At 36.9% G+C, this 23,916-nt stretch carries 26 protein-coding genes; 22 read left to right on the forward strand and 4 right to left on the reverse strand.

Annotated elements, in window-relative coordinates; genetic code table 11:
- Window positions 1-94: 94 nt before the first annotated feature.
- The 11 genes from ACLRVU_RS07110 to ACLRVU_RS07160 all read left to right on the forward strand — a co-directional run bounded on the left by ACLRVU_RS07110 (window position 95) and on the right by ACLRVU_RS07160 (window position 9,343).
- Window positions 95-2,956 (forward strand): hypothetical protein, encoded by a 2,862-nt coding sequence (locus ACLRVU_RS07110; protein ID WP_412891335.1) that lies wholly within the window; start codon window positions 95-97, stop codon window positions 2,954-2,956.
- 73 nt (window positions 2,957-3,029) lie between these two features.
- The gene (locus tag ACLRVU_RS07115; protein ID WP_412891336.1) at window positions 3,030-4,259 is read left to right on the forward strand and encodes an aminopeptidase; all 1,230 of its coding nucleotides are present in this window, start codon (window positions 3,030-3,032) and stop codon (window positions 4,257-4,259) included.
- Window positions 4,260-4,356: 97 nt separating this feature from the next.
- On the forward strand, window positions 4,357-5,130 hold the full coding sequence (locus tag ACLRVU_RS07120) for an HAD family hydrolase (protein WP_412891337.1): 774 nt from the start codon (window positions 4,357-4,359) through the stop codon (window positions 5,128-5,130).
- Between the two features lie 10 nt (window positions 5,131-5,140).
- Complete coding sequence (locus tag ACLRVU_RS07125) at window positions 5,141-5,842, forward strand: DUF554 domain-containing protein (protein ID WP_412891338.1); 702 nt, start codon at window positions 5,141-5,143, stop codon at window positions 5,840-5,842.
- Between the two features lie 87 nt (window positions 5,843-5,929).
- Entirely contained in the window at window positions 5,930-6,247 is a 318-nt protein-coding gene (locus ACLRVU_RS07130; protein ID WP_412891339.1) for a PadR family transcriptional regulator, read from the forward strand.
- Window positions 6,240-6,845: a DUF1700 domain-containing protein gene (locus ACLRVU_RS07135; RefSeq protein ID WP_412891340.1), complete on the forward strand. Its 606-nt coding sequence runs from the start codon at window positions 6,240-6,242 to the stop codon at window positions 6,843-6,845. The genes ACLRVU_RS07130 and ACLRVU_RS07135 overlap by 8 nt, the downstream gene beginning before the upstream one ends.
- Window positions 6,818-6,976: a hypothetical protein gene (locus ACLRVU_RS07140; RefSeq protein ID WP_412891341.1), complete on the forward strand. Its 159-nt coding sequence runs from the start codon at window positions 6,818-6,820 to the stop codon at window positions 6,974-6,976. The genes ACLRVU_RS07135 and ACLRVU_RS07140 overlap by 28 nt, the downstream gene beginning before the upstream one ends.
- A 172-nt stretch (window positions 6,977-7,148) precedes the next feature.
- Entirely contained in the window at window positions 7,149-7,640 is a 492-nt protein-coding gene (locus ACLRVU_RS07145) for a helix-turn-helix domain-containing protein (RefSeq protein WP_412891342.1), read from the forward strand.
- Complete coding sequence (locus ACLRVU_RS07150; RefSeq protein ID WP_412891343.1) at window positions 7,640-7,879, forward strand: hypothetical protein; 240 nt, start codon at window positions 7,640-7,642, stop codon at window positions 7,877-7,879. The genes ACLRVU_RS07145 and ACLRVU_RS07150 overlap by 1 nt, the downstream gene beginning before the upstream one ends.
- Window positions 7,880-8,009: 130 nt before the next feature.
- Entirely contained in the window at window positions 8,010-8,633 is a 624-nt protein-coding gene (locus tag ACLRVU_RS07155; protein ID WP_412891344.1) for a TetR/AcrR family transcriptional regulator, read from the forward strand.
- Window positions 8,630-9,343 (forward strand): flavodoxin family protein, encoded by a 714-nt coding sequence (locus ACLRVU_RS07160; RefSeq protein WP_412891345.1) that lies wholly within the window; start codon window positions 8,630-8,632, stop codon window positions 9,341-9,343. The genes ACLRVU_RS07155 and ACLRVU_RS07160 overlap by 4 nt, the downstream gene beginning before the upstream one ends.
- 22 nt (window positions 9,344-9,365) lie before the next feature.
- On the opposite strand, the gene ACLRVU_RS07165 is transcribed toward ACLRVU_RS07160, so the two are convergent.
- The gene (locus ACLRVU_RS07165) at window positions 9,366-10,682 is read right to left on the reverse strand and encodes a M18 family aminopeptidase (protein ID WP_412891346.1); all 1,317 of its coding nucleotides are present in this window, start codon (window positions 10,680-10,682) and stop codon (window positions 9,366-9,368) included.
- 135 nt (window positions 10,683-10,817) lie between these two features.
- Between ACLRVU_RS07165 and dapF the strand changes: the two genes are divergently transcribed.
- The 4 genes from dapF (at window position 10,818) to ACLRVU_RS07185 (ending at window position 14,398) form a co-directional block, all read left to right on the forward strand.
- Window positions 10,818-11,645: a diaminopimelate epimerase gene (gene dapF / locus ACLRVU_RS07170; protein ID WP_412891347.1), complete on the forward strand. Its 828-nt coding sequence runs from the start codon at window positions 10,818-10,820 to the stop codon at window positions 11,643-11,645.
- A gap of 10 nt (window positions 11,646-11,655) precedes the next feature.
- Window positions 11,656-12,363, forward strand: a complete 708-nt coding sequence (gene dapD / locus ACLRVU_RS07175; RefSeq protein ID WP_412891348.1) for a 2,3,4,5-tetrahydropyridine-2,6-dicarboxylate N-acetyltransferase — start codon at window positions 11,656-11,658, stop codon at window positions 12,361-12,363.
- A gap of 16 nt (window positions 12,364-12,379) precedes the next feature.
- Entirely contained in the window at window positions 12,380-13,501 is a 1,122-nt protein-coding gene (locus tag ACLRVU_RS07180; RefSeq protein ID WP_412891349.1) for a M20 metallopeptidase family protein, read from the forward strand.
- A gap of 84 nt (window positions 13,502-13,585) precedes the next feature.
- On the forward strand, window positions 13,586-14,398 hold the full coding sequence (locus tag ACLRVU_RS07185) for a Cof-type HAD-IIB family hydrolase (protein WP_412891350.1): 813 nt from the start codon (window positions 13,586-13,588) through the stop codon (window positions 14,396-14,398).
- Window positions 14,399-14,400: 2 nt separating this feature from the next.
- On the opposite strand, the gene bcp is transcribed toward ACLRVU_RS07185, so the two are convergent.
- Complete coding sequence (gene bcp, locus ACLRVU_RS07190; protein ID WP_412891351.1) at window positions 14,401-14,862, reverse strand: thioredoxin-dependent thiol peroxidase; 462 nt, start codon at window positions 14,860-14,862, stop codon at window positions 14,401-14,403.
- 99 nt (window positions 14,863-14,961) lie between these two features.
- Here bcp and ACLRVU_RS07195 point away from each other — a divergent pair, with 99 nt between their 5' ends.
- The 7 genes from ACLRVU_RS07195 (at window position 14,962) to ACLRVU_RS07225 (ending at window position 21,836) form a co-directional block, all read left to right on the forward strand.
- Window positions 14,962-16,365: a polysaccharide deacetylase family protein gene (locus tag ACLRVU_RS07195; RefSeq protein ID WP_412891352.1), complete on the forward strand. Its 1,404-nt coding sequence runs from the start codon at window positions 14,962-14,964 to the stop codon at window positions 16,363-16,365.
- Window positions 16,366-16,486: 121 nt separating this feature from the next.
- Window positions 16,487-17,251 carry an HAD-IIB family hydrolase gene (locus ACLRVU_RS07200; protein ID WP_412891353.1) on the forward strand — a complete coding sequence of 255 codons (765 nt, stop codon included), beginning with the start codon at window positions 16,487-16,489 and terminating at the stop codon, window positions 17,249-17,251.
- 12 nt (window positions 17,252-17,263) lie between these two features.
- Complete coding sequence (gene metF / locus ACLRVU_RS07205) at window positions 17,264-18,154, forward strand: methylenetetrahydrofolate reductase [NAD(P)H] (RefSeq protein ID WP_412891354.1); 891 nt, start codon at window positions 17,264-17,266, stop codon at window positions 18,152-18,154.
- Window positions 18,151-18,783: a vitamin B12 dependent-methionine synthase activation domain-containing protein gene (locus tag ACLRVU_RS07210; RefSeq protein WP_412891355.1), complete on the forward strand. Its 633-nt coding sequence runs from the start codon at window positions 18,151-18,153 to the stop codon at window positions 18,781-18,783. The genes metF and ACLRVU_RS07210 overlap by 4 nt, the downstream gene beginning before the upstream one ends.
- Window positions 18,765-21,119 (forward strand): homocysteine S-methyltransferase family protein, encoded by a 2,355-nt coding sequence (locus ACLRVU_RS07215; protein ID WP_412891356.1) that lies wholly within the window; start codon window positions 18,765-18,767, stop codon window positions 21,117-21,119. The genes ACLRVU_RS07210 and ACLRVU_RS07215 overlap by 19 nt, the downstream gene beginning before the upstream one ends.
- Window positions 21,120-21,177: 58 nt before the next feature.
- A complete protein-coding gene (locus tag ACLRVU_RS07220; protein WP_412891357.1) occupies window positions 21,178-21,594 on the forward strand; it encodes a hypothetical protein in 417 nt (138 codons plus the stop codon).
- A gap of 95 nt (window positions 21,595-21,689) precedes the next feature.
- On the forward strand, window positions 21,690-21,836 hold the full coding sequence (locus ACLRVU_RS07225) for a hypothetical protein (RefSeq protein WP_412891358.1): 147 nt from the start codon (window positions 21,690-21,692) through the stop codon (window positions 21,834-21,836).
- Between the two features lie 17 nt (window positions 21,837-21,853).
- Here the strand turns inward: ACLRVU_RS07225 and ACLRVU_RS07230 are convergent, their stop codons facing one another.
- Both ACLRVU_RS07230 and ACLRVU_RS07235 read right to left on the reverse strand, forming a co-directional pair.
- Complete coding sequence (locus tag ACLRVU_RS07230) at window positions 21,854-23,299, reverse strand: metallophosphoesterase family protein (protein ID WP_412891359.1); 1,446 nt, start codon at window positions 23,297-23,299, stop codon at window positions 21,854-21,856.
- A gap of 167 nt (window positions 23,300-23,466) precedes the next feature.
- Window positions 23,467-23,790 carry a hypothetical protein gene (locus ACLRVU_RS07235; RefSeq protein WP_412891360.1) on the reverse strand — a complete coding sequence of 108 codons (324 nt, stop codon included), beginning with the start codon at window positions 23,788-23,790 and terminating at the stop codon, window positions 23,467-23,469.
- Window positions 23,791-23,916 lie beyond the last annotated feature (126 nt).

The raw sequence follows: 23,916 nt of genomic DNA on the forward strand, positions 1-23,916 counted from the left end.
CTGCAATAAGATTATAAGACGATTATGAGGTGGTGGCATTTACTGAAAGATGATATAATAAAAATATGATTATGTTTTGAATGGAGAATAAGGGATGAAGAAAAAAGTATACATTTGGTTAGGGGTATTTGTATTTGCTATGATCTGTTCGTCAAAGCTGAATACCGTAGTGAAAGCGGAAGAAAATCTTTACAGTGAGATGACAGTATTAGACATTAGCAAAGGGAAAATATCTATTGATGTGGATCATATCAGCGGCTATGGTGAGGATGGTTCTGTCATTACTGAGGTCAATCCTAAAGGATATCATATTATTTCAAGTAGCAATAGTACGTCAAATAAAATAACTGTACAAATGGGAGTACGCACAACAATCGTTGCAGATCATTTAAATATTGTGGATTATTCTACTGATATAATAGAACCATCTCCTTTGTTTATTCGACCGGGTGCATCAGTAACGCTTATTTTAGAAGGTGAAAATAAATTTAAAGGGGCAGATTATAATGCTGCTATTGGAGTTCCGCAAGCGAGTGACGGCACAATGGCAGAATTAATCATTGAGGGAAGTGGTTCAGCAATTTGTCGTACCGGTAAAAGAGGAGCAGGTATAGGTGGAGGGCAAAAATGCGGCTATACAGAAGGAGCCGGTATTATCACTATCAATAGTGGAGTGATCGATACTGTTGGAGGAGATTATGGCGGAGGTCTTGGCAATGCTGAAAGAAATGGAAATAAGAATTGTCAAATTACAATTAACGGAGGAATAATCAAAGCGTCATCCAATAACCAATCTAACGGAATAGGGGGATCCCGTGATAGAGAATCCGGAAAAGCCGATATTATTATTAACGGCGGTATCATTTATGCCAGCGGACCTAATAATGCGATACGTGGTGAATCTATTCAATATAATGGTGGAAATGTTCTTGCTTTATTAAACGGCAATAATACAAATTGGCAGCAATTTAATGTATCTCCATTGGATCAGTCCAGTAATTCTGTTCGTTTTGCGTCTGTTCAGCTGGATAAAGTTGATCGTTCTAAAGAGCTTTCCATTACTTGCGGTGATCATGTTTATTCAGTAACGAGTGATGATCAGGCAAGAGTTAATATTCCTTTATTTCAAGGCGATGGAAATATCATCTCACTTTCGAGTACAACAGGGAATGTTTATGGTTTAGACTATAGTATGCTGACTTCATCTACTATTGTTACAGATCGTCCCTATTCTTATCCTGTACTAACGATTACTCCTGATCACAATCAATCTATTCAATATGGAGAAACATTTACCCCATCATATAAAGTGTATCAAGAAGATGGAAGCATATTTGATGATACAGACAATATTTTTTCAGGAAGTTTAGATTATCAGGTGACAAATAATTGGTATCCTCAAACTGTTGAAATAACAAGCGGAGATATACAAATAAATTCTTCATCTTATTGTTTTACATTGACACCCGATATAACAGCGGTAATCACAAAAAGAAAAATTGCTGTTTCAATTAATGATTTGGAAGTCTTAGATGGTATTTACAGTCGTTATGACTTGCCTTTTCAATATCATTTAGAAGAAGGAACTCTTGTTTTGGGAGATACTTTAGAATCGATTATGAATTCTATTAATGCGGCACCAAATGACGGCAGTGATTATTATCATAAAGGAATTTATCCTAATCTGAAAATTTATTTTAATAGTTCAAAATATGAGATTACATTAAAAGGAAATAATCCTACATTGACAGTCTTAGAAAATGAGTGTCTGTTTAAACAAGGAGATCGCCTGCAATTTGGACAAGATTTATCTCATCATCCTGTAAAATGGATTGTTGCTAATGAAATAGGAGAAAATATACTTCTTTATTCAGAGAATGTCTATGACCAGTTTACTTTTGAAGAAGCTAAGCAGGTGAAAGATAATGCAATTCATTATATATTAAATAAAATTCCTACGCTAACGGATGTATCCTATTTTATTGTAGATACCAGAATAATGGATAATAGTATTGTAAATGAGTTGTTTTTAGATTCATCGTTTGAACAGCAAGCAAAAGATGCAGAAGGAAATCCTGCCAAATATTGGTTGTTTACTGAAGATTCTTATCCATATCAAGAACAGCCGGTATATCGAGATGAAAATGGTGAAATGCAGGTAGCTGCTGATGATACACTAACAGCAGGTGTACGTATCATGATGCTCATTTCAACGCGAACGCATACGCTTCCGCAAATTACTTTAGATGAATCTTTAACACCACGTATTGAATATGGCATGATTGAAGAAGGAACGATTATTGGTCAAGTAAAAGACGGCGCCGCAATCGTTGAACATAAAACAGAATCATTTAGTTTAGTTTCAGCATCAGATGATTTTACATTACAGGAAGATGGTACCGTCATCGCAAATCGAAGACTGAAAGCCGGAGAGTATTTACTAACAGTTTGTTCAATAGATGATACCGGCTATGAAACAAAAAGTTGTATTTCATTTACTGTTGAACCTAGACAAATAGAAATCTTGCCGCAATCCAATATCAGTTTTTCATTGGGGGAAAATCTTCCGGCAATTCCTTATAGTTATGACGAAAGTCGCCTGCTTCATGGTGATGTAATAATTGGATCTTTGGCAATTGAAGGAGAACTTACACCGGGAGAACATAAAATCACTTTAGGGACATTAAGTGCTGGCGTAAATTATCGTTTGGTCTTGTCAAAAGAAGAAACAATTACGATCTTAGATAAACCAAAGGTACCAACACAAAATGAAAATGATCATCAAGATCGAAATGATGAAGCAGACGAGGAAACGATTATTGAAAAAGAAAAGGAAAATGTCTTGACCGGAGATCAGCAGATTCCTGCTATTATTTTTTTTATGATACTATTATCAGGGTCAGCGTTTTTCATTATTAAAAAAATAAAGCAAACAGACGATAGCATGTTGAGATAATAATCAATGCATCAGCACCTTTGTTTTTCTTTCTTTAAGATTAGTGTATAATGGAAAAATAAGGAGGGGAATTATGAAAGAGTTATTAGAAAAATATGCACGTTTAGCTGTAAGAGTGGGAGTGAATTTACAGCCTAATCAGTATTTAGTGATTACATCTACTTTGGAATATCCAGAATTTACACGTATGATCGCTAAAGCTGCTTATGAAGCTGGAGCAAGCAAAGTGGAAATTGAATGGAATGATGCAGAAAGTCATCGCCTAGATTACCTTTACAACAGTGACGAAGAATTGGCAAATATTCCAAAATGGAAGATTAAGCAAAAAGAAGAACAGATTAATCGAAAGTGTGCCATGATCAATATTGCCTCACCTAAACCATCGTTATTAAGTGATATTGACAGCAAGAAGATTCAGATTGAGCAACTGGCATCTTCAAAAGCCTTTCAGCCATTCCGCTATTATAAATCAACTAGTCAAGGACAATGGCTGGGGTTATGTGTACCTAATGCGGACTGGGCGGCTTTGGTTTTCCCGGATTTGGAGCCGGATGCCGCTGTTTGTAAACTATGGGAAGCGATATTTGAATGTTGTCGTATAAATGAAACGGATGATCCGATTGTATTATGGCAGAAGCATGTTGATACAATTTTAAAGCATCGTCAGCTGTTAACCGATCATGCCTTTGAATCTTTGCATTTTAAAAACAGTTTAGGAACAGATTTAATAGTTGGATTAGTAGAAAATCATCAATGGTCAGGTGGGCAGGAAATGACACCGACAAACATTGGCTTTACACCTAACATGCCAACAGAAGAAATATTCTGTATGCCGCATCGTTTGAAAGTTAATGGAAAAGTAGTTGCCACAAAGCCATTAAACATACAGGGGAAATTATGCGAGGATTTCTATTTTGTCTTTAAAGATGGAAAAGTGATCGAAGCAGAAGCAAAAAAGAATCAGGAAGCGTTAGAAAGCCTATTGAATATGGATGAAGGCGCACGCTATCTTGGAGAAGTGGCATTAATCAGTGATCATTCACCGATTTCAGATACTGGATTGATTTTCTATAATACATTGTTTGATGAAAATGCTTCTTGCCATTTGGCTTTAGGAAACTGCTATGGCAGTAACCTAAAAAATGCTTCAAACATGTCAAAAGAAGAAATGGAAGATGCCGGAGCCAACTTCTCAATGATTCATTGTGACTTTATGTTTGGAAGTCCGGACATGGAAGTTATTGGGACATGTGCAGATGGAACCAAAATACAATTATTTAAAGATGGAAACTTTATTATTTAAGAAGGGAATCTTTGTGATTTTCTTTTTTTATTTTTAGAAAAAGAAATATCAAAAATATGTACAGCGACTATACTTATAAACAAAGGAGTGTTAGGGTATGAAATATATATTTTTTGATATTGATGGAACACTGGTTTCAATAAAGGATGGGAAAGAGTATATTCCTGAATCAACAGTAAGAACTATTAAGGCATTGCAGGATAAAGGGCATGTGACAGCGGTTGCTTCCGGACGTTCGATGCTGACTGTAAAGCCGGTAGCAGAAAAGTTAGGTATTCATTATATTGTGAGTGATGGGGGACATGGATTGATGATTCGCGACCAGTTAATTCATGTGGAACCTTTAGATAAACAATTAGTTGTACGCTTGTGTGATGAATTATTAGAGAAGAAAGTGCCTTTTGCTTTTATGATTGATCATTCGGGAAAACTGCATGCTAATTCAACCATGCTATGCGGACAAAAACAAATTGGGTTTGAAACTTTCCCAGTTGAAATAAACGAGGCTTTTGATCATCGTCAAAATGATGCCTATAAAGTCTTTTTAGGATTGCAGCGTGGTGATGAAGATAAAATTCAGACGATTGATGCCCATAAGATCATGCGCTATGTTGATGAATGCATTGCTTTTGAACCGGACAATAAATATAAGGGCGTAAAAGAGTTGGTGGAAATGGAAAACGGCAGTATTGATGATATCATTTTTTTTGGCGATGGTCAGAATGATGTTGCGATGTTTAAAGAAGTTCCGTTTTCTATTGCGATGGGGAACGCTATTGACGAATTAAAAGATTTAGCCTATTATGTAACTAAAAGTGTAGATGAAGATGGCATTGAATATGCCTGTAAACATTTTAATTTGATTGATTAGGGGGAAAACTATGCCATTTGGGGTGATTGTCAATACATTGGCTGTATTCATCGGATCGATGATTGGCGGGTTACTACGTCATTACGTACCGGAACATCTAAAGGAAACTTTGCCTAAAGTCTTTGGCGTGTGTGCGATGTCTATCGGGATTACTTCTTTAGTGAATGTTCAGACATTGCCTATTGTGATTATGTCGTTAATTATTGGTACGGTGATTGGGGAAATGCTTCACATTGATCGTTATGTATCTTGTTTTTTTGAAAGGATACTGAAACGCTGTTCTTTTAAAATAGAAGGAGATCACGGTGCATACATGGAAATGTATCTGCTGGTTGTAGTAATGTTCTGCATGAGCGGAACCGGTATTTTTGGTGCCTTGGTTGAAGGAATGTCAGGAGACTCTACGGTGCTGATGTCTAAATCTATTTTAGATTTCTTTACAGCTATTCTTTTTGGAACGACACTGGGGTATGCTCAGGCATTGATCCCGATTCCTCAGTTTGTCATTTTATTTGCCTGCTTTTTAATAGCGAAGGGGATTCTTCCTTATGTCAATGATGTCATGATCATGGATTTTAAAGCGTGCGGTGGGCTGATGACAATTATTTTAGGCATGAGTGTGGCTAAAATACTACATATTAAAGCGATTAATCTTATCCCGTCTTTGGTGATTGTAATGCCATTAGTTGGCGTATACCAAATTCTTTTATAGCATTCAGATAATGTCTGAATGTTTTTTATTTACTGCTTGACACATAATACTATGTAATATATAGTATTATGTGATAGGAGGGATAAAATGGATATTCAGCTAAAAAAAGGCTTGCTCGATATATGTGTTTTAACCGTATTGAAACGGGGAGATTCCTATGGCTATCAAATCGTCAAAGATGTAAGTGACTATGTTGAAACAAGTGAGTCCACATTATATCCGATATTAAAACGTTTAGAAGCAAATGGCAGTTTAACCACTTATTCTGTGGAACATCAGGGACGTCTGCGTAAATATTATCAGATTACAGATAATGGAAAAGAAAAAATAAAAGAATTTCTTGTGGAATGGAAACAAGTAGAAAAAATTTATCAATTTATAAAGGAGGAGAATGAACGTGAATAAACAAATGTTTTTGGATACACTGGATAAAGCTTTGTTTAAGCTAAGTTATTCAGAAAAGAAAAATATATTAAACTATTATGAAGAACTGATTGAGGATTATAAGGAAAATGGCTGCAGTGAGGAAGAAGCAGTTGCTCGCTTGGAAGAACCAAAAGAAATTGCCGATAGAGCGGTCAGTGAATCACAGCCTGCTTTAGAACAATCTGCCCCTCCTACGGTTTTAGTAAAGACGTTAATTATTTTAGGCTCTCCTTTATGGGTAAGCATCTTGCTAGCTGGGGCAATGTTTATCTTATCAATCCTAATTATTATTTGGTGTTTGCCTATTGTTACGGTATCTTTTGCTTTTGCAAGTGTCGTTGGCGCTCTTATTGGGATCTTTGGCGCAGTTCCAGTCATGATAACAACATTTCTTTATGGCATCTTTCAGCTAGGTGTCGGTATCTTTTGTGTTGGGTTAAGTTATTGGACGATTCGTTTAGCTCAAAAATCGATTGATTATTCAAAAAGTGCAAGCTGGCGAATTATTGACAGTGTCAGCAGTGCATTTAGAAATGGGGGGTGTTTTTCATGGATCAAGATAAATGGATCAAAATAAGTAAGATGTGTATGCTTACGGGAATTATCATATGTTTGCTTGCTTTAATTGCAGGTGGGTTTGACATTCCTCGATTCTTTGATAATCAAGGGCATCGGGAATGGTATCGCATAGGAGTTAAAATCGATTAATCCTTGATTATGCTGTCTATACTTTAATAAAAGAGAGTTCAAATGATAGATTCAACTGCTGGTTTCACGATTTACAACTAAGAGTCGGGAAATCCAACCGCCAGTCTCTTCTTTTCTAATGAGTTCCCATTTATAATCTAGGTGTAAGTTGATTACAGAAAGAGGTAAATGTATGAAAAAAACAATGGGTGAAAAAATTAATGATCTAAGAAAACTAAGAAAGATGACACAAGATGAACTGGCAGAAAAGATGGGAGTCTCATCTCAAGCCGTCAGTAAATGGGAGAAGGATATAAGTATTCCTGATCTTCCTGTTTTAGTTGAATTGTCAGAATTCTTTAACATATCCCTTGATGAATTAGTGAAAGAGCGTGATGAGACAGTCCGCTATGTACCGATGGAAGCCCGTAAAAATATTAATGAGATGTTTCTGCGTGTCAATATTTTGTCAGTAGATGGAGATAAAGTAAAAGTGAATCTGCCATTAGTTTTCGTTAAAATGGCAGCCGATATGAAAATTGAACTGCCTGAATTTAATGGTAGCGAAATATTAAAAGGACTGGATTTGCATATGATTATCTCCTTAATTGAAAATGGTGCTATTGGAAAAATCGTAGAGATTGAAAGCAGTCAGGGAGATATCGTTGAAGTGATGGTGGAGTAATGAAGATTCGAATAAAATCCAAAGGATTCAGGCTTTGGCTCTATCTTCCTTACTCCTTATTTTTAAATCGATACAGCTTTTCTATTTTGTTTTATTCCTTAAAAAGATATGTCTATATCTCTCCAATAGGGCAAAGAGATTTTCTAAGACAGATAAAAAAATATCGCAAACAATTTAAAGGATTAACATTAGTAGAAGTACATTCCAGTGATGGAGATGAAATAATTATTCGTTTATAGATTATAATAGAAACCGATGACACTAAAACCCTGTTATTGGTTTTTTATTTGTGTGTTGTCTTATTGACAGCTAATTGTAATTAGCCTATAATAAAAGAAAGCTAATTATAGTTAGCCAGAGAGGTACGTTATGACAACAAAAGAAAAGATATTAAAAGAAGCATTAACTTTATTTTCAAATAAAGGGTATAGTGCAGTTTATGTCGGAGAAATAGCTGAGGCAGTAGGCATCAAGGCTCCCTCATTATATAAACATTATAAAAGCAAACAGGATATTTTTAATGCAATCCTAGAAGAAATGAAAAAAAGCTATGAACAGCAAACCACTCAATTGAAGATGGAGGGCAGTCAGCCGGATCAGGATATTGCTGTGTTCTCTATAGTAGATGAAGAAACCTTGGTAAAGATGGGAACCGAGTTATTTCTATATTTTCTGCATGATGAATATGTAAGTAAATTTCGCAAGATGCTGACGATTGAACAGTTTCATGATTTTGAATTAGCTGCTTTATATTCAAAGCAGTATGTGGAGGGACCTTTAGCTTATCAATCCGGATTATTTTATTTGCTGGGCCTTCAAAATAAATTGAAAGATAATGATCCAAATATCATGGCAATCCATTTTTATTCACCTATTTATTTGATGCTGACCTTATGTGATCGTGAGCCGCAGAAAGAAAAGGAAGCCTTACAGATAATTGAACAGCATATTCGTCAGTTTAATCATTTGTATAAAAAGGAGGGATCGGAATGAAAATCGTTTTGATTCATGGGCAGAACCATCAAGGCAGTTCCTACCATATTGGTAGAATAATTGCGGAGAAGGTGGGGGCAAAAAATGAGATCAGTGAATTTTTTCTGCCAAGAGATTTGGCGCATTTTTGTTTAGGCTGTTATCAATGTGTAGAAGAAGAACAGCACTGTCCTTTTTATAAAGAGAAAAATAAAATAATGAGTGAAGTTGAAAAAGCAGATTTACTGATCTTAACAACGCCTACGTATTGTTTAAGAGCTTCGGCGCCGATGAAAACTTTTATTGATTTAACTTTTACTTACTGGATGAATCATAAACCTAGAGCAGTTATGTTTCAAAAAAAGGCGGTTGTGGTTTCTACTGCGGCAGGAACAGGCACAAAATCAGCAATAAAAGATATCACGACAGCATTGACTTATTGGGGAATTCCCAATATTGAGCGTTATGGGATCAGTGTTCAGGCGATGAATTGGAAACAAGTTTCACCCAATAAAAAATTGAAAATAGATAAAGAGACAACAGCCCTTGCAAATAAAGCGAAATATAAAAAAGCAAAGGTGGGGATTAAAACAAAAGCTATTTTTTATATGATGCGTTTTATGCAAAAGAAAGATTGGAGTGCTTCACCTATGGAAAAAGATTACTGGAAGGAGCAGGGATGGCTGGATAAAGAACGTCCTTGGAAAAATAAAAAAGTATCACCCCACTAGAGATGATACAAACGAATAATTTTTATTTAGCGATAATGACACCGGGCTCTGTAGACTCTAAATGCGTTGAGAAGAACACTTTCATAGCATCAATCATATAGGCGGTATCTTTTGCACCGGCAAGCTCAAAGCTTGAATGCATGGCTAGCTGAGCCAACCCAATATCAATAGAAGCGATGCTGACTTGATGAGAACTGATTGCCCCTAAAGTTCCTCCACCCATTAAATCAGAGCGGTTTGTATAGTGCTGGTAAGGGACACCTGCTTTTTTACAGCATTCAATAAATAATGCCGCAGATAATGCATCGGTCGTATAAGATTGACGAGCACTGTATTTAATAACCACACCATCATTCATATATACACGATTGTGAGGATCTGAAAGATCCTGATGATTCGGATGCACCGCATGAGCATTATCAGCAGATACAATCATAGAAGAGGCTAAGGCACAATGAAGACGTTCATCATTTCCGCCTAAATTTTGATTAATGCGTGATAATGTATCGATTAAGAACGTTGAAGCAGCACCTTGTTTAGTAGAACTTCCCACTTCTTCGTTATCTGCCATATAAAATACATTGATCGATTGATCTGCTTTTCCTTCTAAAAATCCTTTTAATGTGGCAAATACGCATTGAAGATCATCTAAACGAGGAGACCCGATAAATTCTTCCTCTAATCCAATCATTGTTCCTGAAATACGTGGATAAAGATAAAGATCAGATGAGTAGACAGCATCAGGTTCTACATTTAAACTTTCCGCAATCAATGTCTCAAATGATTTTTCATCTAAAGCTGTACTTCCGGCTAAAGGCAGCATATCAATCTGCGTATTATATTTTTTACCATTGTTGGCTTCACGATCTAAATGGATAGCGAGATTAGGAATAATCAGCAGATCCTTATCGATATTTACTAATTTTGTTTCAAAGCGATCGTTGTTTTTTATAATGGCTCTTCCGGCAACTGATAATGGACGGTCAAACCATGGAGCGCATAAAGCACCGCCATACATTTCAACATTTAATTTATGATAGCGATTATCACTGACAATACGTGATACCGGTTTAATTTTAAAGGTTGGAGTATCGCAGTGTGCAGCACTTATATTGAAGCTATATTGATCCAACTGAGTCCCTACAGTAAAGGCAATCAGTGCGCTTGTGTTTTTAGAAACATAGTATTTTCCACCGGGTTTCAGTTCCCATGAATGACTTTCTGTCAGTTCTGTATATCCGGCTTGATTAAGCATTCTTTTCACGGTATCATTAGCGTGAAATGAAGTGGGTGAATCGTTAATAAAAGAGATTAATTCTCTTGATATTTCTTTATACATTCTTTATCCTCCTTATATGTTTCCTATTATAGCATAGAACATAAAAAAATAATTCTTTATATTTGTTTTTTGCAACAAATATAATATAATAACACAAAGAAAAAAAACAATTTATATTCATCGGAGGATAAGAGTGTGAAGTTTACGAAAATGCATGGAATCGGCAATGATTATATCTATGTAAATGGGATGAGTGAGGATGTCTGCTATGACAGGGAATACATTCAAAAAATCAGTGATCGCCATACTGGTGTAGGATCGGATGGCATGATCGTGATTTTAGCTTCAGAACATTGTGATTTTAAGATGCGAATGTTTAATAAAGATGGAAGTGAGGGCAAAATGTGCGGCAATGGCATTCGCTGTTTCGCTAAGTTTGTCTACGACCATGGCTTGACAAACAAAGAGCGAATCACAGTTGAAACGTTGGGCGGAAACAAGATCGTCTATCTTGATATTGTGAATGGAGAAGTGCTGTCCGCTAAAGTAGATATGGGAGAACCAATCTTTGAATGTTCAAGGATACCGGTTGCCTTAGAATGTGCACAGATGATCGATGCGCCGCTTACTATTAACCACGTTACTTATCAAGTCACATGTCTTTCGATGGGGAATCCCCACTGTGTTATCTTCGTAAACGATGTTATGGGTATGAATTTAGATAAAATTGGACCATACTTTGAATATAGCCTCTATTTCCCAGAATCAGTGAATACCGAATTCGTTGAATTAATAGATGAAGAAACGATTAAAATGAGAGTTTGGGAAAGAGGCTCAAAAGAAACGCAGGCGTGCGGAACCGGAGCTTGTGCTTCTGCTGTGGCAGCAATGCTTTTATCCAACCGCAAAAGAAAAATAACCGTGCAGCTATTAGGCGGTGATTTGGATATTGAATGGGCAAAAGACAATCATGTCTATATGAGCGGTCCGGCGGTAAGCGTTTATCAAGGAGAAATTGATTAGGAGGAAAATGATGGATTATAACAGTGCAGAACAGATTATTCAATATATTAAGGAAGCAAAGAAAAAAACACCTATCAAGGTGTATATTAACGGAACCCATTTACCAAAAGATTCACATCTGAAGATATTTGGAAATGAAGAGAGCTGCTTGCTGATTGGTGATCAGGAAGATGTTAGTGCTTATTTGCAGGCAAACAAAGATAAAATTACGGATTCTTATATGGAATGTGATCGCCGCAATAGTGCTATTGATTTATTAGATATTACTTCAATCAACGCCCGAATTGAACCGGGAGCTATTATTCGTGACCATGTAACCATTGGCGATCAAGCTGTGATTATGATGGGAGCAATCATTAATATTGGCTGTAAGATCGGTGAAAATACGATGATTGATATGGGAGCTGTTTTAGGTGGACGTGTAGAAGTTGGGAAACGTTGTCATATCGGCGCCGGAACTGTGTTGGCTGGCGTTATTGAACCGCCTAGTGCAATGCCGGTCATCATTGAGGATGATGTCATGATTGGTGCAAATGCGGTTGTTGTGGAAGGTGTACATATTGGTAAGGGAGCCATTGTCGGAGCGGGAGCTATCGTACTAAATGATGTTCCTAGTGGAGCAGTAGTAGCCGGCAATCCGGCAAAGATCATTAAGACTCATAAAGATGAGAAAACTTTGAGTAAAACCCAGCTGTTAGATGATTTAAGACAACTATAGAAAGAGGATAAATAAAATGGAGGAACGGATTAAACATTGGCGTCAGCAGTTGCATCGCATTCCCGAGATCGGGTTGAAAGAGTATAAAACTGCCCAGTATTTACGTCAGCAGTTAACGATGATGGGATATGCTTATGAAGCAATTTTGGAAACCGGAACATTGGTTTATATCGATGCTCATCAATCTGAAACAATGGCTTTTCGCAGTGATATTGATGCTTTAAATATTGTGGAAAAGAATACGATTCCTTTTAAATCTGAGCATTTGGGTTGTATGCATGCCTGCGGTCATGATGGGCATATGGCAACGTTGTTAGGTTTTGCTAAGTGGCTGAAAGATCATAAGAATGAATTACGTTATAATGTACTGCTGATTTTTCAGCCAGCAGAAGAATCTCCCGGTGGCGCAGGACTTTTGGTTAAAGCAGGCATCTTAGAAAAGTATCGTGTGAAAGGTATCTTCGGTTTGCATTTAATGCCGGACATTCCGGCTGGGAAGCTTGCCTGCCGCCAAGGACCGTTAATGGCAGAATGCGGAGAACTGCATGTGACGGTTCGCGGTCAGAGCTCTCATGCGGGATTGTATCATCAAGGCATTGATACGATCATGATTGCCAGTCAGCTGATTGGTCTGTATAAAAGTATTAAAGTAACATCGATCTCCCCTTTAGAGCAAGGACTTCTCCATATTGGCATGATCGAAGGCGGAAGTGCCAATAATATTGTTGCCAACAAAACAACGATGCATGGTACTGTGCGTACTTACAGCGATGATGTTTTTAAAGAAATCAGTTCACAGATAAAAAAGATCAATGCCTCAATGGAGAATATCTATGGCTGTCAGATTGAATGCGTCTGTGATCCGATGTATCCACCGGTTCTTAATGACCATACGCTTTATCAGCAGTTTAAAGCAATTGCCTTTCAAGACGGGGATATCGAATTAAAAGATCCGTTAATGTTAGCAGAAGACTTCTCTTTCTATCAGACTAAAGTTCCGGGGATATTTTTCTATGTCGGAGTTGGAACGCCTACACAACACAGCGGACTTCATACAGAGACATTTAATTTTGATGAAAAATATCTGATGAGAGGGTTAGAAACATATATTGCGCTTATTCAAAATATTGAATTATAGGTTCGTTTTCAGAACCTTTTTTCATATCCGGAAATAAAGCCGGAATTATATAAAATTCTGTTACGATTAGACCGAGGTGGAAATATGAAAGACATTAAAATGATATTGTGCGATATTGATGGAACTTTACTGGATGACCATCGAAAGATTACTCCGGCAACCTTAGAAGCCATCAGTAAATTAAAAGAACACGGCATCCTGTTTGGAATTGCGACAGGGCGTTCTCCGATTGCCGTTAAACAGTTGTTAGGTGATTGGGGAGTAGAAGCCTATACTGATATTTTGATGGGATTTAATGGTTCCCAATATTTTGATTATGCATTAGATAAAGAAGAGCGTTCACATTTAGTAGAAGGATCTATTCTAAAAGATATCATGAATACCTATAAAGACTTCGATATTAGCTTTGGTATTTTTGATGACTATGAATATCATGTGACTCGAGATGACAAAGTATCTAATGGAATCGCTAAAAATAATAAACTGAAATTATGTGTCGATGATTTATCTGCTTATACCTGTACCAATGCAACGAAGATGCTGGCAATGGGAGTACCGGAAGTAATTGATGAAGTAGAAAAATATTGCTTAGCCCATCCTGATCCGCGCTACCGTGGAGTGCGCAGCACAAAGGAGCTTTTTGAATTTTTAGAACCGCATGTATCTAAAAGCTTTGGCATTGAACGTATTGCTAAAAATCATGGATTTACACTGGAAAATGTATGTGTTTTTGGTGACGAGTTAAATGATTTGGAAATGATTCGTGACTGCGGTGTTGGTGTCTGCATGGCAAATGGGAATCCAATTGTTAAAGAGACTGCGGATTATATTACGAAAAGCAATAATGAAGATGGAATAGCCGTATTTATTAATGAACACATATTAAAAGAGGGATAGTGCTATCCCTCTTTCAGCGTTTCATATAAGTCTTGTCCGTGGGTTGCGACTTTGACTTTATTGAAAAGATGCGTAATCGTTCCTGATTCATCTGCGACAAAAGTTGTTCGTACCACACCCATATAGGTTTTACCGTATAGTTTTTTCTCTTGCCAAACTCCAAATGCCTGAGCGATCGAAGTATCTTCATCACAGATAAAATCAAGCATTAAATGGTTCTTTTCTTTAAATTTAGCTTTTGATTTGGCGTTTTGCGGACTGATTCCTAAAATAGTATAACCAAGATCTTTCAAAAGCTGATAATGATCATTAATTGAGCAGGCTTCTTTCGTACAGCCCGGTGTAGAATCTTTTGGATAAAAGAATAAGATGCTTTTCTTTCCCAGTAAATCATGCAGATTTCCAGTTTCTCCATTATCTAACTGATAATCTAAAGATGGGATTTGATCTCCAATTTGCAACATGTTGTAACCTCCTGTATAGAAATAATTATATAGTTAATAAGAAAAAAAGACAATGAATGTGCAACAGGTTCTAAGCATAGAATGATAATAGGTGGTAAAATGGCTAAAAGAAAAATAAGAAAAATGCGTCTGGCAGTGTTGATTGGAAGTATTGCGGTTATTTTAATAGCTTCAGTGGCTGGCGTATCTATATTTTTATTAAAAAAGAATAAACTTCTCACAACATCAAAAGTAGAACTGTGTATACATGAAACTTTTGATTCTAAAAGTTATTTGAGAAAAAAATATCAAAATAAAGATATAAATATTGCAGGTGAGGTCCAGACAGATCAGTTAGGCGAATATGAGCTTACATATACGTTTGAAGATAAGCAGGATGTACTGCGTGTTTTCGTTGTGGATCGCTTAATACCGGAAGTGACGCTGAAAGAAGCGACTTTTATTCAGGGGGAATCTGTTCTTCCTGAGGAACTTATTGAAAGTATTCATGATGATTCAGCAACGACAGTGACGTTTGATCAGGATTATGATTTTAGTGAGTTAGGGGATTATACAGTAAAAGTCATCGTTACTGATGAGTGGGATAACCAGGTAACCAAGGAGACAGTGATTCATATTGAAAAGAAAGATGGAACACCGCCAGTCATGCAGGGACTAAGCAAAATGACCGCACCTGCCAGCAGTCCCATCAATTACTATGAAGGGGTAAAAGCAATCGACAATCAAGATCCTGATCCAGAATTTACGGCAGATTTCAGTAAAGTCAGAGAGAGTGTCCCGGGTAACTATGAAATTTATTATACGGCTAAAGATCGTCAGGGAAACGAGGCGGTCTATACTCGTGAGATTGAAATTACGAAAGTCAAAGATGCACAAAAAGTGGTGTATTTAACGATTGATGATGGTCCTAGTTTTAATACTCCGGAAATCTTATCGATTCTTAAACGCTATAACGCTAAAGCGACTTTCTTTGTTACCGGTATGTGTCCGGAATATTACAGCTATATTAAAGAGGCATATGATCAGGGACATGCCATCGGCATGCATACGTATTGTCATGATTATGATAAGATTTATTCAAGTGATGAAGCCTATATTGAAGATTTAAATAAAATCACCGATGTGGTAGAAGCGCAGATTGGCTATCGTCCGAACATCTTTCGTTTTCCCGGAGGAAGCAGCAACACGGTCAGCAGTCATTATAATAAGGGCATTATTTCCCGACTAAGTGATTACTCAAATCGCAATGGGATGATTTATTATGACTGGAATGCCGATATTGGCGATGGCAATGCCGGACTGACAGCTCAGGATATGATTACGCGTGCAGTCGAAAGCGGGGATGGTATCACACGTATTGTTATGCTGATGCATGATGGGCGTGGGAGTACGGAAAGTGTTAAAGCCTTGCCATCAATCATTCAGTATTACCAAGATCGTGGTTATGTCTTTAAAGCTTTAGAAGATACTTCGCCAACCGCACATCATCGTATTTATAACTAACACCTCCTAAGGTGTTTTTTTGCTAGATATAGTAAAAAACTATGACTTGTGACACAATTTTGGTATAATTATAAATATTGTGAAGACTAAATAAATATGGTTTAATAATAAGGAGAATTTTATGAAAAAGAAATATATGTTTTTTGATATTGATGGGACTTTAACCAATGACAATCCAGGCGGGGTTATTCTTCCTTCGACTCGACATGCTTTAAAGAAGCTTCAGGAAAATGGTCATTTTGTTGCGATTGCAACCGGAAGGGCACATTGGATGGCGATGGATGCCGCAGAAGAAACAGGAATTCTCAATCTTGTTCATGATGGTGGAAATGGCATCACAATCGATGGGAAAGTGCAATGGATTCACCCATTAGATCGACAAAAGGCTTTATTGATTATTGATGAGGCATTAGCAGGTGGCTTTCATGTGGAAGTTGTGATTGATGATACGCCTGCTCACTATACTAAAACACCGCCTAAAGAAGAGGCGGATTGGTGTGAAATCATTGTGGATCCAAAAATGGATTTTCATCAGTTGAAAGAAATCTATAAAATTTACATCACGATGACACAAGAGGAAGAATCAAAGCTAAAGCATTTGAAAACATTGGGGTATATGCGTTATCGTTCGGATGGCATTATCGTAGAACCGGATGATAAATATCATGGTATTGTGGATCTTGTCAAGCTAGTTGGCGGAAATGAAGAAGATATCGTTGTATTTGGTGATGGTCATAACGACTATACCATGTTTAAGCAGGCACCGATGTCTATCGCAATGGGCAATGCTATCGATGAATTAAAAGAAATTGCGACATACATTACAAAATCCAATAAAGAAAACGGGATTGAGCATGCATGTCAGCATTTTGGCTGGATTGATTAGAAAGGAATTTGTATGAAAATTGATGAACTATTAAAAAAGAAAGCAACGATCTCGTTTGAGATCTTCCCACCTAAAAATCAGGACGGAAATATCGACTCTATTTATCGTACGATTGATGAATTATCTCATTTAAATCCTGATTTTATTTCAGTGACATACGGAGCTGGAGGAAGCTCTAAAGGAAAAACGGTGGAGATTGCTTCTAAAATAAAAAATGAATATCATATTGAAGCAGTGGCTCATTTAAGCTGCATTACCTCTACCAAAGAAGAAATCAAGACAATCTGCAGAGAACTGCAAGATAACCATATTGAAAATATTCTGTCTTTAAGAGGAGATTATCCTGCAGATCCGGAGTTTAAACGAGCAGAACAGCCGGATTTTATGTATGCGAGTGATCTTAGTCAATATATTCATGAAGAATTTGGGGATGCCTTTTGTTTGAGTGGGGCATGCTATCCGGAAGTGCATCAAGAAGCGGACAGCTTTGAACGTGACTTGGAAAATTTAGTTAAAAAAGTAGAAGCGGGAGCTAAATATCTGATTACTCAGATCTTCTTTGACAATCACTATTATTATCGTTTAGTAAAGGAAATTCGCAAAAGAGGTATTGAGGTTCCCATTTTGGCTGGGATTATGCCGGTGACAAACGCTAAAGGACTGCTTCATACAGCGAAGCTATGCGGCTGTAATATCCCTTATGATCTTTCGACGATGATCGAACGCTATCGTGATAACCCTAAAGCCATGCGTGAAATCGGCGTACAGTATGCGACTATGCAGATTTTAGATCTCATCACCAATGGAGTAGATGGGATTCATATTTATACAATGAACAAACCAAGAATTGCCAAGAGTATTTTTGAGGCAATCCCAGAAGTTTTAAAAGGAATGAATCCATGAATGAACAGGCTTTAAAATATTTAGGCTATATGACGCAAACGATTACTCCGGAAATGGAAGCGATGATGGAGGAATGCACGAAAGAAGTAGAAAAGTACGCAGAATTTAAAGCGGTGTATGAAACCTTTACATTAGCTCATCGGCCATTATCTATTCCGGCGATTGATTTGAATTTAGACTATCCGGCGTTGAATGGTTTGCTAGAAAACTGTTCTCAATGTATTCTTATTGCCTGTACTTTAGGTGCCGGATTAGAACGCCGAATACGTTATTATGGGAAGTTTGATCAGGCAAGAATGATCGTAATGGATGCTATTGGCAGTGCTTATGTAGAAGCACAATGCGATGCATTTGAAAAAAATTTGAATCTAAATCAGCGCACTTATCGCTTTTGTCCAGGATATGAACAAACGCCTTTATCCATCAATCGAAAGATAGCTAAAGTCTTGGAGATTCATAAAAAAATAGGGGTAGAATTGAGTGAAAGTGACTTGATGATCCCCCAGAAATCAATGATTGGAATTATCGGAATCGGTGATTCTAATCATAAAAAAACATGCAGAAACTGCATTCTGAAAGAAAACTGTGATTTCAAAAGGAGGAATACAAGATGCTACAAGATCGATTAGGAAAAGATTTACTGATCTTTGATGGAGCGATGGGAACCCAACTGCAGGAAAAAGGATTAAAAGCCGGAGAAATTCCTGAAATGCTGAATATAACCCATCCGAAATGGCTTCAGGACATTCATGAAGCATATTTACGAGCGGGAGCGGATTTCATTACAACTAATACCTTTGGAGCGAATCGTCTGAAAATGAAAGAAGCCTCTGCTTCATTAAAAGAGATCATTGAGGCGGCTATACATAATGCTAAAGAAGCAAAAAAGAACGTAGGGAAAGAAGCATATATTGCTTTAGATATCGGACCGATTGGAAGTCTGATGGAGCCTATGGGAACTCTTACTTTTGATGAAGCTTATGATATTGTAAAGGAACAGATTTTACTGGCAAAAGATGAAGTGGATCTTATCTTGTTTGAGACTATGAGCGATCTTTATGAAGTAAAAGCAGGGGTTTTGGCAGCGAAGGAAAATTGTGATCTGCCGGTTTTTGTGACTATGACCTTTGAGGCAAATGGACGTACACTTTCTGGAAGTACACCGACAACCATGGTGAATGTTTGCAGTGGCTTAGGGGTGGATGCCATCGGGGTGAATTGCTCACTTGGTCCTGACGAACTAAAACCGATTATTGAAGAAATCCTTTCGGTTTCTCATTTACCTGTCATGATTCAGCCTAATGCGGGATTACCTTGTCTAATAGATGGACATACGCATTTTGATATTACCCGTGAGCATTATTGTGAATCTGTCTTAACTTATGCTCAAAGCGGAGTAAGCATTATTGGCGGCTGCTGTGGAACAACCCCGGCCTTTATTGAGCTGTTAAAAGAAACATTGCCAAAACAGGCATCACCACGCGTGCTTCCTAAAAAGACATTGATTTCCAGCGGAACCGATACAATCGAGTTAGGAAAAAGTATTACAGTTTGCGGAGAACGTCTGAATCCAACCGGAAAGAAAAAATTGAAACAAGCTTTGTTAGATCAACAGTATGAGCGTGTTGTCCTAGAAGCGATCAATCAAGAACGTGCCGGTGCTCATGTATTAGATGTTAATGTCGGAGTTCCCGGAATTGATGAGCCTTTGACGATGAGGAATGTGATTAAAATGGTACAGGAAGTGGTCACGCTGCCTTTACAGATCGATAGTTCTAATATTGATGCATTGGAAACAGGCTGCCGTTATTATAATGGACGTCCTTTAGTCAATTCGGTTAATGGTAAATCAGAATCGATGGATTGTATTTTTCCAATCGTTAAAAAATATGGGGGGATCATTATTGGCTTAACTTTGGATGACCAGGGAATTCCCGATCGAGCGGAAGAACGTTTTGAAATCGCTGAAAAGATTATTGCGAAAGCCAAAGAGTATGGCATCTATGAAGAAAGTATCGTGATTGACTGTCTGGTCTTAACGGCGTCTGCCAAACAAGCTGAAGTCATGGAAACAATCAAGGCTGTTCAGATGGTTAAGACACTTGGCGTGCATACGGTATTAGGGGTCAGCAATGTCTCATTCGGTCTTCCGGATCGTCCATTGCTTAACCGTACTTATTTGACGATGGCAATGACAGCCGGTTTGGACCTTCCGATTATGAATCCGATGGATCAGGAAATGATGGCAGTCATTGATGCTTTCAATGTATTGCATCATAATGATGTGGATGCTGTGCAATATATTGAACGACATGTACAGACTAAAAAGAAGCTGATATCATCAAACACATCATTTACTTTAAAAGAAATTGTGATGCGAGGAATTAAGGATGAGGTTGTTCAGGCAACACGTACACAGCTAAAAGAAAAAACAGCGATGGAGATCATCAATACTATTTTAATTCCTGCCTTGGAAGAAGTAGGGAACGGGTTTGAAAAAGGAACTGTCTTTTTGCCTCAGCTCATTCAATCAGCGGAAACAACCAAGATGGCTTTTGAAATATTAAAAGAAACGTTTAAAAATGATGCTGAGACTTTAAAGGGGCCTATTGTCTTAGCGACAGTAGAAGGGGATATTCATGATATCGGAAAGAATATTGTTAAAGTCGTTTTAGAAAGCTATGGCTTTCAGGTCATCGATTTAGGGCGTGATGTAAAGGTTGAGAAAGTGGTAGAAGCTTACCATCAATATCAGCCTAAGCTAATCGGACTAAGTGCCCTAATGATAACTACTGTGGTATCGATGGAAAAGACAATCGCTTTATTAAAACAGATCGATCATGTCTGTCCGATCATGGTAGGCGGTGCTGTACTGACACCTGAATATGCAATGCAGATTCATGCCGATTATTATGCTAAAGATGCTTTGCAAAGTGTAGAAATAGCACAAAAAGTGATTGGCTGATATGAAAAGAAAAATATTTGTCTTGTTGCTGATTGGATTATTTTTATGAAGCAGTCAGATGAGTTATGATAAGGATTATTTAACTAAATATAAAACGTATTTCCACTTCGTATTTAAAGACTGTACTGTCATTAAGAATGAACGTAAAGAATATAATTCTTCACCGATTCCGGCACATGGAGAATTCAATCAGTATGAGATTTCTTATCTGGCAGATGATGGACAAACTTATAGATTATCTTTTGATAATCGGAAAGATTTTCACTGGGTGATCTTAGACCATGCCAAAAGACGCTCTGAAGAAGAGGTATCGCAATATTTTGAAAATGTATTTCCTGGATTCAAGGAGAGTAAAGCGTTAAATATCTTTTATAGTCTTGAAGTACCTAGAGATAAAGATGGCATAATAAATATAGTAAAAAGATGCTTTCCGGAAAAGGACTTCAGTTTACTCATTTTGATATCTCAACTTTAAAGAATTATCAGATTTCTTTCTCAATTATTAATTATGATATGCAATCCGGTCAGGATTAAGGCAGTAAAGAGGAATTCAAGCAAAACCTTTTACCGGTGTTTGAACAATTAGCAGAATTGTCTCAGAATGATCAATGGGCGGCACATATCAATATTGGGGATAGTGCAGATAACTGGATAAAATATACTGCAGAATATAATAAAGATACCCAAACAATCGTATATAATGAAATAACACCATAGCAAAGCTATGGTGTTGTTTATTTAAAAAGATGAACTTCAATGCGGCGTCCTTCGTTTCCATTAGCCGCTTCATAACAAATTAAGCAGACCTTCATTCGGTGTGTCTGATTGTCATATTTTAAAATATTATAGCTTAAATACTTCATTCGGCTTTCTTTTAAGTAACCGCATGAAGAACCGCAGGAAACAACGTAGAACTGATGATATTTTCTAAAATAGGGAATATGCTTATGCCCATGCAGAATGTATTGAACATGGCGCTTTTCTAACCAATCAATCAAAAGATCTGAATCAACCAATTCTTTTGATGTTTCCATAATCTTGCTTAACACTTTTTTCTCATTCCATTTTTTCTTTAGAAAGTCAGCTTTGTCGATTGGGAATACATGATGATGAATCATAACCATTAACTGATAGCTGTCTAAATCTGTGATTGCGGATAATTCTTCATCAATTTCCTCGAGCTGCTGAATACCTACTTTACCACGGGCAAGATTTCCTTCATAGGCAGAATTAATCTTAATTAAGATAATCTTTTCTTTTTCCAGCACTTTAATATTTTCACCAAGCAAGTATGCCACCACTTTTGCTTTTTGGACACGTAATAGATTTAATCCATGTACGATGACATCATGATTTCCTAAAATAAAAGAAATATCAGCCTTATAGCGCTTTTTCAAATCATTCATCAATCCCGAAGCTAAGTACATGTTTTTACGATTCGGACTGTTCATCAGATCTCCGGTAATGAGTATTTTTGTTTGGTTGTCCTTCGGCAAAGAAGGATAAAGATTATCTAACGCTCGTATCAGTGCGGCAGCACCGGAATTATGTTTTTTAGATCCTAAATGCAGGTCACTTAAATGAATGAAGAAAGTTTCATCCTGCTTCTTTTGATTTATCTTCTCATTAAGAATAACAGCCTCTATTTCCTCTTTAGAATGAATAGGAATGAAACAGATTTCATCATCATGAATTTTTAAAATGCCAGGCCATTGGTCAGCATTAAACAAAGCCTGCATGAGGCTGTGTGCGGGATTTGAAAACATATAACGATCTTCATCAAACGGCTCCTGCGGATAAAAAATCATACCGGAACACTGCTTTTGCAAGGCTTGAATATAGCTCTTATCTATAAAGCATTGGTTGATTGGGTTCTCTTGATCTTTTCCCGGAAAAAGGAGATAGTGAGTCTCAGAGCGATTCTTGACTATAAATGCATCTAATTCTCCTTGTATATCCATTCTCAGCAAAGCCTCAATCTGAATAACTTCTTTACGTCCGGTTAATAACGGTAAATCATCTTCTTTGATTCTTTTTAACCATTGAAAATCAATATTTTGATTCATCATCCATTTTTTCATTTCATGATGTGTCTGAACGCTTGAAAATAAAGTCGTGATAAAGACATCCGGATTTTCATAAAGCAAATGAATGATTGCATTAATAAAATCAAATGTCATACTTATCACCTCCATGCCTTTTATTATACACAATTTTATACTAAAATAATACTAATTGAGGTGGTTTTATATAGGGTGAAAGTAAAATGAAAGAATTCTTATGCACTTAATAATAAAAGACCATGCCAAAGAGAATGACATGATCCTTCAGAGAATTAAAAGAAGAATTATTTCCATGCATTTGTTTTCAGCCAGCTATGCAGCTGTTTGATAGTAACATCTTGTTTTGTTAAAGAAAGTTGATCAAAGAACTGCTCCTGAAGCTGCTTTGCGGGTGGATCAAAATGAATTCTGTATTGATGGTCGTTCAGCTGCCGAATCCCGTAGATGCCATGAACGCTCTCAATTTTGGAAAGTTTCATTTTAATTAATGGTGAAAATTCCAGCAGATACTCTTTTTGGTAATTTGGCACAACTCTTAAATAACGGATCGCAAATATGGCAGTGAAAAGGATACCGCCAACAATTAAAAACATAATCAGCCGATTCATAAGTACGCCTCCTTTAATCTTTGAAAATAAATTCTATCTGATACTTATATTATATCATATTCTAATATTTTTTACTAAAAGATTGTGAATATCGTAAATAAACGCTATAATTATATGAAAAAGGGG

The organism is Beduini sp. (genome assembly GCF_047239305.1).
In the GTDB taxonomy this organism is placed as follows: domain Bacteria; phylum Bacillota_I; class Bacilli_A; order Erysipelotrichales; family Coprobacillaceae; genus Beduini.